This is a genomic window from Colwellia sp. E150_009 (assembly GCF_053543955.1).
The window spans coordinates 12,904-26,564 of sequence record NZ_JBHFOM010000035.1 but is presented as its reverse complement, the minus strand read 5'-3'; the positions used below and the strand labels follow the sequence as shown (position 1 = coordinate 26,564).

Here is a 13,661-nt window from a genome sequence, read left to right as displayed (position 1 = left end):
GCCTTGACTTTAACTAGCTATTAACGATAGAAAGAATGCAATCAAATTCATATTTTTATCTTACACCAAAATGACAGCGTTGTCATTTATTTTTTTACTATTTAACCTGATGTGATGGTCTCCTCCCATACGGCATCTATGTGACATGATTGAAGTTGTTACACACAATCTAAACGCGGTTTAAGCTACTTATAATCAATTGAAATATTTAACAATATTGTTTCAACTTAAGATGTTCTTAGTGTACTGGCACTTTAGTAATACGACCTGTTCTTAAACCATTTATTGACCGACTACGAATGAATACTGCAGTGTCAACAACTACTGGTTTGGTATACGTTAACCAAGGTTTATCGTCAACATTATCACCTTGTAATTGATATTCTATCGTTAACCCTGGAAAAGTAATATTTGCTTTTAATATACCTTGCTCAATCACTGCCCCTACTGTTGGTAGACGATAGTTAATACCAGCAAGCTCTAGTTTAGCAAACTCCTTTTTTCCCAAAACATTTGTAAATAAATGCCAGTTATTGTCACGTGATTTTTGCATATCGGCAGTAAAGGCTTGCGTTTTATTACTGTAAACAGCCCCTTTATAGTTATAAGGTACAGCCCAATTAGGCAAGTGCCAAGCCCGCTCTGCTAATGCTAATAACCTCGGATATATTTTATGCTCAGCTATTTCATCACTGCGGGTATTTTCACTCCATAATTGTCCTTGAACCCCCAAAAATTTTTGTCCTTTTTCTAGGGGTGATTTAGTATCATCAGCAGTGTAAGGGTTATCTTCTCTATCTAACCAAATTTCTGCATGAGCGGGTAAGTTATCAGGCATAAACTGAAATACTTTTTCCGTATTAGTATGACGAGATGCCCAGTAATAGCCATGCTCTTTAGGGTCGGCTTCGTAAGGAAAATCAAAATACAGCACATCTGGCGATGAAATAACCACTTGCCAGTTTCGATTTGCCAATGTGTGTACTTTATTATGACCCCCCCAAAATAAAACATCCCAAGCATTAGCCTGAACAATAGCTGGCATATTTTCTTTTCGAGTATGCTCCATACCATCGCTCCAACCTGCGGTTTCAATGCCAAGATTAGATAAAATACCCGCAACCCGTTCAATAAAATAAGCACCAAGCTCACTCATTTTTGTGATCCCATGCTCGTTATTTGCCACAAACGCTTTACAAGCAGGAGAATTAACCCACGCGCCTGCCGTTTCATCAGCACCTATATGGTATCGAGTTAGTGGCTGCCCAGCATCTGCATGAATTTTTTTTACTTGTGTCATAACTTCTAATACAAAAGCATATGATGACTCTAAACAAACATTAATGGTATTGTCGTTATAAAACTGTACCGAAGAGTATTGCGTTTTGTCATCAAAATCATCAAGTAAAAATTGTGTCGCTTTATGTTCATCTTCAAGGGCTTGATATTTTTTATACCGTGCAGTCATGGCCTTCATGGCCGCGCGAGAATGTCCTGGCATATCTAACGACGGGATAACTTGAATATGTCGAGCTGTTGCAGCTTGTAAAATTTCTTGATAATCACTAACACTATAATATCCGTTGACAGAAGAATGACTGTCAATGCCTGCACCAAGCTGTGGAATAAGACACGTTTGCTCTTGCTTGTCATTGTAAATAGGGAAACAACGTTTACTTGCAACTTCGGTAAGTTCTGGCAAGCTTGGTATCTCTAGACGCCAGCCTTCGTCATCTCCAAGGTGCAAGTGCAACTTATTTAATTTATACGCCGCCATTTGCTCAAGCAAAGATAAAATAAATTCTTTTGAATGAAAGTTTCGTGCAACATCAACTAACATACCTCGAAAACTGTAATGAGGTTCATCTTCTATATTCACAACAGGTAATGTTTGCCGACCTACGGTATATAAACTAGCCAGCGATTGTAGGCCATTAAAAACGCCATTGCTATCAACACCAATAATGTGAATACTTTTATTACTAACATTAAGTTGATAACTACCTATCACTTTGGTTTTATCAGCCTTTATTTGTAGTGTAACAGGGAAACCATCTAGGGTTTGCTTCAAACCTAAATTTGATAAATGCTCTAACGCTGCATTGACTTCATTTATGGCTACATTTGAAAAATCAACAGTCAATCCGCTACTAACATCAATAGTGGCTTTATTCTCATCAAACTGAATTAATTTAGGCGTTGGGATTATGGCTCGTTCTACTGCCAACAAATGTTCTAATGAACTGCCCTCATTTTGTGCATTACGTTGGTAAAGTTCTTGGCTTGTTAACCAAACTGTTTTGTCGTTACTTGTGCGTTTAAATTGGGTTGTTTCATCCGTAAAACGCTGCACAAAGGGCAAAATTTCTAAACCTGTTTCTTTTTCAATTACTGCCTTTGTACTCTCAATAATTTTAGCTTGAAGTTTACCTTGCGAACCCGAGGCTGTAACAATGTAATTTGGTAGGGCATCCGTTTCTGATAACATCCAAAAGTTGGCTCTAAAAATTATTTTTTTCGTTTCGCCCGCTTTAATGCCTGAATACTTATCTAAAAGTGATATTTTATGTAAATCACCATTTAAATGCTTAACGTTAAATATTTCACTTTCTGAAGACTGAATAGGTGATATATGGCTGAAATATATAGCCCAACCTTTAGCTAAAATAGCCTCGTTAGCCGTTAAACTTAATTCAACCTCAAAACAAGCACCATCAGCAACTTTACTATCACATTTATCTGTGGGTATATTAGTTATAAGGCGATAATTTACTACCAATGTTTTTGCAATATGATCAATTGCTTTCTGAGTAATAGGCGCAAAAGAAATGTTAGTTTTACTTAGCTCATTATTAGAAGTGTTTTTTGTAAACTCAATTTCTTTATTTCTATCACAAGAGGTTATCAGAGTTAACATTGCTACGATAACGATAATAAGTATTTTATTGTTCATAGTGTTCTCAAGTTTGGGCTAACAACGAGCGCTATACTCTTATTTAATGCCTAAGTTAGACTTTTGGTCTGTTATTCTCAATTTTTATATTCTAGCGATTAAAAAACCCAGTCGAAACTGGGTTTTTATTACCACACATATATTTTACAATTTAAAACTAACCCCTAAAGAATAGGTAGTTTCACCATTAAATGACCATGTTGGAAAACCATCTTGTAAGGCTGGTTTCACAGCAGTGCCGGTAGCAGCAGCACCATATTGCACATCATCTTCAGCCGTTAAATTAGCAACTTCAAGCCTAACGGTAATATTATCTGTTGCCTTCCAACCTAAGGTAACATCTAAAGTACCAAAGTCATCATGCATTCTGTTTCCATAGTACTTACCGTATTCACGTACCATGTATTTTGAGCGCCAGTTATAAGCCGCACGTGCAGAGAAGTCGTCATTTTCCCAATAGCCTACAAGGTTAGCTGTATGCTTAGAAGATTCTGTAAATACACCGATGTTGTCAGTATATACTTGAGCAGGAGCTTCACCATCAGATAAAGTATAGTTAGCATTTATGCCAAAACCACTGTCCCACGCGTGATTAATTTGAAGTTCTATACCGTCAATAGTACCGCCACCAGCATTGATATAATTGTTTACAGTCCAGTCATCTGCTGGAGTTTCAAGATCATTATTTATCACACCAATTTCTTGGTTGTAATCTGTAGTTGCTACAATAAAATTACTAATATCTTTAATAAAGTAGGTGGCTGATAATAAGTTACCGTCACCATAATAATATTCTAGGCTTAAATCAGCTTGAGAAGATTTCATCGGTAATAAGCCAGGATTACCATAAGTAATTTCTTCATTACCTTGGCGATCATCTGGGTACCCCGTCAAACTAGATAAAAACAAGTTATCATAATTAGGGCGTGTAATTGCTTGTGCTGCAGAGAAACGTAAAATCATATCTTCTCTTAAGTCGAAGGCTACGTTAAAACTTGGTAACACATCATTATAACTATCTTCAACAGAGTGTATTTCTTCACTCCAACCTGTATTTACCGCTAAGTCATCTGCAGGAGAATTATCAACAACATGGCCGCTTGAAGTGACATCTGTACTGATATAACGTAAACCAAAGTTACCACGGAAGCCATCTCCTGCAAAAGAGAACATACCATAGAGAGAGAAATTATCTTCCTCAATTAATCCATATGCGGAACGACTATAAGCAAACTTGTCAACTAAACTAATGGTGCCATTAAGCATTGCATCTAAATTACCTTTTGGCACAGTGTACCCAGCTGCACCCAATGGCATTGTGCCACTGTAAAGCTCTGAAGGGCTGAAAGAGTTAGCTTTGTCAGAATAAATAGCTCTGTTTTCAGATTTTTCAAACTCGTGCTGTGTAAAACGAACTCCCATTTCAAATTTATTTATTGCACCAACATCTAAATCAAAGTCAGCATCAAACTGTACATATGACTCTTCATCTGAATTTGGACCTTGAATGCCTGTCCATTGTGAAGTGCCTACCGTAGTATCAAGTTGATCTTGAGTGAAACTCATATCAGCGCCATCAATTTTGATTTGCTTACCAGTAGCATCAACGTCACCCGACCATTTAACTTGGCTAAATTTATCACCCCACCAACCATAACCAAAATTAGCACTCATTCCGGTACCACCTTCAGCACGGGTATTACCCGCGATAGCTGTAATAGTGTATCCATTACCTTCGTATTCAGCATTTAACTCAAATGTATCTGAGGTCATTTCACCTCGACGCGCCCAGTTTTGAAAAAACACATCAGTTGGTGCGCTTGCTGGCGTTGAGCTAATGGTACAAACACCTGCAGTATTAAACTGTTGACAGTTTGACTCACCTACTCCCCAGTTTGTATCAGTATTAATATACATATTAGCGCCAAGGCTATCTGCACCTAATGTAAGAGAAAGCACATGTGCACCAATTTCAAAATTTTCAGAGGGTCTATATTGAAAGGTTGCATCAATTGCCGTGCGCTCTTGGCTTTGCAGAAAGCTGGAAGGTTGGATAGAAGAACGTCCTCCCCAGTCTAAATCAGACTCGGTACCACGACGTAAATATTCACGATCAGCATAAGCACCAGAGATGAGAATACCAAACGTTTCTTCATTGTTTTTCCAGCTATATAAACCAGAAACTTCAGGCGTTACTTCTTCATTAATTGAACCATAGTTTCCTTTAACTGAGCCAAAAACGGTATTGCTTTCTAAATCAAGTGGCTTACGCGTTTTCACTATAACCGTACCACCAATACCACCTTCAACAAGATTAGCTTGGCTTGATTTATATACTTCCATTCCGCCAACTAACTCAGATGGTAACATGGAGTAGTTAAACGAACGGTCTGTATTCACTTGATCATACCAACCAGTAGAGGCAACATTTTGACCATTTAATGTGGTCAAGGTCATTAATGGATCAGTGCCACGTATTGACACTGATGCACCTTGACCAAACGAACGACCAACAGTAACACCAGGGATACGTCCCAATGCTTGGCCAACATCTGAGTCAGGGAATTGACCAATGTCTTCAGCACTGACTGCATCTACAACAGCATCTGAAAACCTTTTAGCGTTAACACTAATTCTGTTAGAGCCGCGAATACCCGTAACTTGAATAACTTCAATATTTTCATCTGAAATTTCTTCGGCAGCCATAACCATAGGTGCAGCACCACCAGCTAGGATTAAAGCGATAGAGCTCGCTAACACGCCTTTTTTAAATATTTTTGATGACATCGACTTTCCCTTAAACACGTTTGTTTTTTAAATTTATTTTTCAATACTACTAATAATAATTATATATCTTTCTACGACAGCGCTGTCATTTCCTTTTAAAAAACATGACAACGCTGTCATAAAGTAAGTAAAACCATAACGCTTATTTTTTCATTTGGCTAGTATAAATTTTAAAATAATTACACTTTTTACACTAAAAATTAGTTAAGCCTTTAAAATATCGATATTTTTATTTTTTGATTTTTTGATTTTTTTTGCATAATGCTAGAGTTTTTCTGGTTCTTTCTATCCTTAAACTGTTTAAAAAAACCAACAGATAAATAAAAACAAAAAAGGTAGGGACTTGCCCTACCTTCGTTTTATTAAAAATAAATTGAAAAATTATGACTACTTTGAATAAGCTTTTGGCATAGTAGATTTTTTTAAATAACGATCACGTAAATCATCTTGTCTAGAGCGTGTAGAAACAGGTTTACCATTAATCCACATACTGTCAACCTTGCTACTTAATTCAAAAGGATCAGCACTCCATAGTACTAAATCCGCATTTTTTCCTACCGCAACACGACCTGAATTTAGTTTAAATACATCAGCCACATTTGCGGTTAATGCTAAAAAGGCATCCTCTCGAGGTACGCCATTGGCAATAGCAATACCTGCATCAAAACGCAATTGATTTAAATTATGGCTTTCACCTTTTGGCGCAAGTATAACCTTAACACCCGCTTTAATTAATACTGCCATACTGCCTAAGGAAACATGTAATGAATCAAAGCTACTAGGTAGGTTGTCAATCGAGCTTAAAATCACGGGCACGTTAGCCGCAACAATTTCGTCTGTAATAAGAACAGCATCACTCGCACCAACTAGCACTAAGTCAATACCATATTTTTGTTTTAAAGCAATTAAAGCCAATAAATCTGTCGCTCGGTTTGCATACGCTAATAACGGTTTTTCGCCCGCTAACAAGGCATTAATGATTAGCTCATCACGTCTAGGCTCTTTTGAGTCTTTATCCTTTTTTGTTTTTGTTGTTTTTTTCAAAGCTAATGCTTTTTGAGCATCTTCAAATTTATAATCAAGCGCTTGTAGTTTTTGTGCCCTTGAACCTTCCTTTTCAGCGCCTAAGTGAACTATCACTGCATTTTGCTTTGTTATAACACTGTTGAACTCACCAGAAAGGTCAACAGCAAAGGATTGCCCAGCAAACAAGTCTTCTCCACCATGTGGGGCAACGATATTACTGGTAATTCCCCCTTTGCGCGTATAGGCAATCAAGGTTGATTTAGGGTTAAACGCCAAGCTCGCATCAAAAGTAATATCGGCCTTTTTATCTTTACTATCACGACTTCTAGCAACAGCACCCACTTCAACTAAGCCTAAGGCATTCATACTACTAATAAAACCTGGGGTGAGTATTCTGCCTTTTGCATCGATGATTTCATCAGTATCAAAATTTTCAGGTGCATTCTCGCTTGCATAAACTTGCGTAATTTTGCCTTTATCAATAATAATCGTTGCTTGCTCTAAAATGCCTTGACTAGCAAGGGTGTAAACAGTGGCATTAGTAATTGCCGTGCTTTTAGCTTGTACCGCACAAACCAAAAGACTTAATATGACAGTCGATGCTTTCAAAAACGAATGTAGAGTAATGTTTACTTTGTTAGATTGCATATATTTCATTAGTATTCCTCTACTCTTGTCCTAAAAGAAAGTCACTTTTCGCTTGATATTTGTCATCAAAACGATCATAAACTTTCGCACCATCAACAAAAACTTGTTCAGCCTGTGCGTACACACTAAACGGATTGGTATTCCATAACACTACGTCAGCATTTTTACCTGCTTGTAAACTTCCCGTTTTATCATTAATACCCAACGATTTAGCTGCATTAGCGGTAATCCACTTTATGGCATCTTCTTCTTTTAGTTTGAAGCCATTATCATTGGCACGATAAAGCACTTTACCTGCTTCTTGGTTTAATCGTTGAATGGTTGTGTCAGAATCTGAATGTACGATGGCACAAGAATTTTTTGCTGCATCCACAATTGCAACGTTTTCTTCCACCATGTCATAAGCTTCCATTTTAAAGCCCCACCAATCTGGCCACATAGCGACACAATTACCATTCTCCGCAAGCTTATCCGCAATTTTATAGGCTTCTATACCATGGTGAAAAGTGCCTGAATGGTAGTTAAATTCTTTACCTATATCGATCATTACAGCCATTTCTTCGGCTTTATAACAATGATTGTGAACTAAAATATCACCGTCTAATACCCCCATTAAAGTATCTAATTCAAGATCTCTTATTGGTGCTTCTGGGTTTTTTCCTGCCGCATAGTCACTTTCATACTTATGCCAAGCACGTTTATATTCAACAGCTTCAGCCCAAGCAGCTCTGTAACCAGCAACATTACCCATACGTGTTGACGGGGCTTGTTTTTTGCTACCGTAGACACGTTTTGGATTTTCACCACAAGCCATTTTTAAACCATAAGGGGCATCAGTAAACTTCATCGCTTGCATTGTTTGACTCGGTACATTTTTTAAAGTGACACCGCGACCACCAAACAAATTTGCTGAACCAGGTAATATCTGCAACGTTGTAATTCCGCCAGCTCTTGCAGCTTGAAAGCCAGGGTCTTGTGGCCAAACACTGTGCTCAGCCCACACCTCTGAGGTATTTGGAGCCGTCATTTCGTTCCCATCAGAATGAGATTCAACATTTGGGCTGGGGTAAACGCCAAGGTGTGAATGCACATCAATAATACCTGGTGTTATCCATTTGCCTTTCGCCTCTATAATCTCTACGTTGGCTTCATCGGTTACATTTAATCCAACCCCAATTTTGATAATTTTGCCATCAACAAACAAAACATCTGCATTATCAATGCGCTCACCAGTTCCAGTTAATACAGTAGCGTGAGTAAATAAAGTGTTTTGTTGCGGTAATACTTGATAAGTACTTGGAAATGGATTTTTATTAATAGTTACTTTGTCATCTTGCGGTTCATTAGGTAAGCAAGCCGTTAAAGTAAGCGATATTAAAGCCATAACCAAACTGAGTTTAAAGGGAGGTTTATTCATAAAGATTCCTTGCGGTATTAACAGGCTACTCAATTTTCTGTATTTCTTTAATAGAAAACTATTATTATATATTGAATAGGATTAATTTAGACTTAAAAAGAATATTACCTTTTTGCTCTAACGACAAGTCCTCAGCAAGGGATAACGCTGATTTAAAGGGAGAATTACGACCAGTGGTAATAAAAATAAGTTAGTTAACATGATTCGTTTTTCACAAACACACAACCCTGTTTCTTCCTTGATTTTTAGCTTTATAAAGTAATCTATCCGCATCAGAAACGAAGTCTTCTGCACTAGAAAACACATCTTTCTGCCACTGACTTACACCAATACTGGTGGTTAATTTAACAATATTATCATCAATAGTGATATCAAGATTTTCAATATTTTTTCTTAAACGTTCTGCAAACTGATAAGCACTTTGCACATTAGTTTTAGGTAAAACAATCACAAATTCTTCACCACCAATTCGTGCCACAACATCATTACTTCTCACTGCTTTTTTGCAAGCATTATAAAAAACAATTAACACATCATCACCAACACCGTGACCATAGGTGTCATTTATTTTCTTAAAATAATCAATATCAAGCATTAAAATAGATAAGTCCTGCTGATCTCTATTGGCACATGATATTTCCTCATTCAACACATGATCAAATTGATGGCGGTTTACGGCACCAGTTAAGGCATCAGTAAACGCTAACACTTCAAAACGTTTCTGTTGTGACTTTCTATGAGCAATTTCTTTTTTCTGATTATCAACTACTGATTCAAATATTCCTACTTGCAATAATTTCCGTCGCAACTCTTCACATGCTATTTGTATAGAGCCGATTTCATCATCAATAGATACATGATTAAAATAAATGGTTAAGTCACCTTTAGACATACTATTTAATGCATGGGTAATATGTCTTATTGGGTTAATAATGCTAAAATTCAAAATAGAAGAAAACAATATCATACCTAATAAAAAGAAAGACAATATAAACAATATAGCTAAATATTGTAGCCGTAAACTTTGACTTTCTGCAGCAACAGTATTTTTTAAATTTAATGTTAACGTACCTGTAAAAACTTTTAATTCATCAATTTTTCCTGACATAAAATCAAACCAATATTGACTTTTTTCATCCACAGTATAATTATTCATCATATAGAAAAAAGTTTGTTTAAGCATAGCAACGTACTCAGTTTCATTGCAAAAATCGGCACAAGCTTTTATCTGCTGTTCATTAGCCGATGATTTAAAAACACGTAAAGCATGCAGTTGCTTACCAACCAACAAGCTAATCTCTAAATGGCTGTATATGTCACTGCTGTTGTCATGAAGTTTATTCATGCCTATCGCTCTAATCTGCCCCATATACTCTTTAAATACCAACATAGAGTTAATCGCTGAAATGTTATTTGCCAACGGTGAATTCATGTCTATATTAGTTAAATTTTCAGAGATAGACAAAAGCTGTTTAATTAATAAGGTATATTCCCTATGTACTTCAGAAAAACTTTCAGATTGATCATCTAAATGTTGTCTATGAACAGCGAGTTCTTTTAGACCCAAGCGAACTTGTTCAAAATAAGCCTGAATATTTTTTTGCACTGATGGGTCTATTTCATTTTCCATTAGGGTTAACAGTTTAGTAACAGCTTGATCTGTGACTAATCGTTGATTAAATAAAGCACCTGTTAAATTATCGGTACTAGAACTGACTACGCCAGAGGAAAGTCCTCGTTCTGATTGTAAAGAATGACTGACATTATCTACTTGCATAATAATATTATTTAAACTCAGTAATAATGTCTTGTTTTTATATGCTTGATAATTATCTTGAATCACCATTAAACTCAGCAACAGCACGCCAAAAACAGGAATAAAAGCAATGAGAAACAATCGCTTATTTAGTTTTGTTTTTTGAGAAACAAAATAAGAAAACTTGGCTAATAAGGAGTTATTTTCTGAATGATTAGAAGCACCATGTGGAGTGCTTGACTCTGTATTTTTTAAGCCTTGCACCTCTGGACTGTCATTGCTTTGTAAAGCACCAATATAATCAAAATCTTCTTTGAATATATGCTCAACAAGCCAATTATTTAAAAAAGAAGTAATTTCTTCGCAGCATATGTCATTATCTCTCGTTAACCACTTACGTTTGAGTTGGGGCAGTTTTTCAATAAACTTTTGATGACTAGCTTTATGCTTATTAAGATCTTTATAACCTACTTTTTCTAATAGTCGTTCCTCTCGGCTAAAGTGAATGATTACATAGGTTTCAAGCTCAGCAAAAATTTCTTCTATGAATTTATCGAAGATATCATGGCAGTTAATGGTAGATAATTTAGCAAGTATCGAGATGATCTTTTTATGATCTTCATCAATAGCGTCAATGCCAACACTCATGCCGTCATTCCATACTAGTTCACTCATTATTCACCTAATTATGCTAAACACCTTATCAGTATAGAATAACTACGTATTTTCTAACATGATTCAAAACAACATTGACTGATTATTCTATCTCTAGCATCAAAAAAAATCACTATGGTGTATGAGAATATTATTTCAAATCGATTAGAAGAAATCAGCTAAACTTTTTTAGAACCAAGCCTTTTATTTTTTTGTATCGATATAATAACAATACAATAGCCATCAAAAAGTAAAGTCCAGGTGATGTTAATTCAGATTTAACCGACCAATAAAAATGAACACAGACAAGCAGAACAATAATATAACTGGTATTATGTAATCGTTGCCAAGATTTACCCATTTTCCGCTTAAGTTTATCAATTGAGGTGATAGCCAAGGCAGTTAGCAGTAAAAAAGCCAGCATACCAATAGTAATATAAGGACGTTTAATTACTTCACTAAGAAACAACTTAACATCAAATTGTACTTCAAAAGCCAAAAAATTGAGTAAATGAAATACCGCATAAGTGTATGCATAAAGCCCTAATACACGCCTTGTTTGCAATAAATATCCCTGCTTAGCAATTTTAGCTAAGGGCGATACGCATAAAGTAATTAACAACAAATTAAGCGCACCAATACCAGTAAAGTGAATCACTGTTTCAACTGGATCGGCTCCTAATTGATCATTAAATGCTAAAAAGTATAAATTCACTAAAGGCAATAATGCGCCTAAATGAATTAGCACTTTTAGCAAGATAATTTTAGTATTATTTTTAATCATATAAATTCAAATAAATATTCAGGCATGCTAAAAAATCATTAGTAATATTTAGACAAATCCATCCCTTTGTATAACTCAGCCACTTCTTCGCTATAGCCATTAAAAGGTAGCGTAGCGATTCGATTTCTTGAGAATATTCCGCCCGTAGTAATTAGGCGCTCGCTGGCTTGACTCCACCTTGGATGATCATGTTCAGGGTTAACATTGGCATAAAAACCATATTCCTTTGCGGCTAACTGATTCCACGTTGTAGGAGGCTGGTGTTCTACTAATTTAATGCCAACAATAGATTTTATGCTTTTAAAGCCATATTTCCATGGTACAACTAACCGAATAGGCGCACCGTTTTGTGGTGGTAAGGTTTTTCCATATAACCCTACGCTCATTAGAGTTAATGGATTCATCGCCTCATCAATTCTCAAACCTTCAACGTAAGGATAATGAATACCGCCTCCTAAACGCCTATTCTCCTGACCAGGCATTTGCTTAGGATCATACAAGGTTTCAAAAGCTACATATTTTGCTTTTGAATTAGGCGATATTTTTTTTAATAAGTCTGCTAATGAAAAACCTATCCAAGGAATAACCATAGACCAAGCTTCAACACAGCGTAGTCGATAAATACGCTCTTCCAACGGAAACATTTTAGTTAAGTCATCATAATCTAATACGATTGGATGATCACATTCGCCTGATATCGTTAATTTCCATGGTTCAACCTTAAAAGCCTGAGACAATTCTACAGGTTCATTTTTTTTCGCTCCAAATTCATAGAAATTATTATGCGAAATCACCTTTTGTTCCGGTGTTTTAGTTAATGTTTGGTTTTGTTTGTCTTGAGCATAAGTTAGAGGAGTAGTTTTAAAGGTCGGCTTTTCATCGTTACTAAAAAAACTCGCGCTAGCTTTTTGTGAAATAGCAGAGCTTAATAAGGCACCAGCACCTAAAAAACCCATTTGTTTTAATAACTGTCGACGTTTGTCATAAATCTTTTCTTCAGTAACACTGGCGTCTTTTAGGTAATATTTTTTTGGGGTTTTAATTAACATAGCCGAGCCTAATAATTCAATTTAATTTACGTACATAAATTATTAGACACGAATTGAAAAGAAATAATTTCAATGCATTTTTATGCGGCTTTTACCTGCTGCTTTAAATAAGCAATAACATCGTTTGACTCATATAGCCACTGAACTTCACCTTCTGGGTTTTCAATACGCAAACAAGGCACTGTACGCTTGCCTCCTTCCCTGATAAGTTCTTCTCGGTAATTATTTTTTTGATTGATATTACGCAACTCTATATTCAATCCTTCACGCTTCATTGCACGACGCACTTTGACACAAAAAGGACAGCTAGGCAGTTGATACAAACTTAAGTTTTGCGTTTTTGCATCTATTTCTCTTTGTGCTTCAACGGTTCTTTTCGGTGAGCTTGGCGAAAATATAAAGTTAAGTAATAAAATAAGACGGCCTATTGGCCAGCGTATAAGTGACATGATCATAACGTTAATTCTTTTTATAAAGTGTGTTTAAAAGCGTTTTTTACCTGCGCCATTTGATTTAAAAATCAAATGGCGGTGAAGTTTACCACAAAATATAACGTTAAGCTTATAGCAATACAAATAGCAAACAGA

Annotated in this window: 8 protein-coding genes; all 8 read right to left on the bottom strand. The window is 36.1% G+C overall.

Translation table 11 applies throughout. The features are described 5' to 3' along the window. Positions 1 to 238: 238 nt before the first annotated feature. Complete coding sequence (locus ACE1OF_RS14375) at positions 239 to 2,953, bottom strand: family 20 glycosylhydrolase (protein WP_448895337.1); 2,715 nt, start codon at positions 2,951 to 2,953, stop codon at positions 239 to 241. A 144-nt stretch (positions 2,954 to 3,097) separates the two neighbouring features. Further along, positions 3,098 to 5,740, bottom strand: coding sequence for a TonB-dependent receptor (locus tag ACE1OF_RS14370; RefSeq protein ID WP_448895336.1), 2,643 nt, complete (start codon positions 5,738 to 5,740; stop codon positions 3,098 to 3,100). Positions 5,741 to 6,127: 387 nt separating this feature from the next. Beyond that, entirely contained in the window at positions 6,128 to 7,423 is a 1,296-nt protein-coding gene (locus ACE1OF_RS14365) for an amidohydrolase family protein (RefSeq protein ID WP_448895335.1), read from the bottom strand. Between the two features lie 10 nt (positions 7,424 to 7,433). Further along, a complete protein-coding gene (locus ACE1OF_RS14360; RefSeq protein WP_448895355.1) occupies positions 7,434 to 8,798 on the bottom strand; it encodes an amidohydrolase in 1,365 nt (454 codons plus the stop codon). 244 nt (positions 8,799 to 9,042) lie between these two features. Then, the gene (locus tag ACE1OF_RS14355) at positions 9,043 to 11,262 is read right to left on the bottom strand and encodes a bacteriohemerythrin (protein ID WP_448895334.1); all 2,220 of its coding nucleotides are present in this window, start codon (positions 11,260 to 11,262) and stop codon (positions 9,043 to 9,045) included. 154 nt (positions 11,263 to 11,416) lie between these two features. Continuing rightward, positions 11,417 to 12,025 carry a protein-methionine-sulfoxide reductase heme-binding subunit MsrQ gene (msrQ, locus tag ACE1OF_RS14350; RefSeq protein ID WP_448895333.1) on the bottom strand — a complete coding sequence of 203 codons (609 nt, stop codon included), beginning with the start codon at positions 12,023 to 12,025 and terminating at the stop codon, positions 11,417 to 11,419. A gap of 38 nt (positions 12,026 to 12,063) precedes the next feature. Then, positions 12,064 to 13,074: a protein-methionine-sulfoxide reductase catalytic subunit MsrP gene (msrP, locus tag ACE1OF_RS14345; protein ID WP_448895332.1), complete on the bottom strand. Its 1,011-nt coding sequence runs from the start codon at positions 13,072 to 13,074 to the stop codon at positions 12,064 to 12,066. 80 nt (positions 13,075 to 13,154) lie between these two features. After that, the gene (locus ACE1OF_RS14340; RefSeq protein WP_448895354.1) at positions 13,155 to 13,523 is read right to left on the bottom strand and encodes a glutaredoxin family protein; all 369 of its coding nucleotides are present in this window, start codon (positions 13,521 to 13,523) and stop codon (positions 13,155 to 13,157) included. Positions 13,524 to 13,661: the final 138 nt, after the last annotated feature.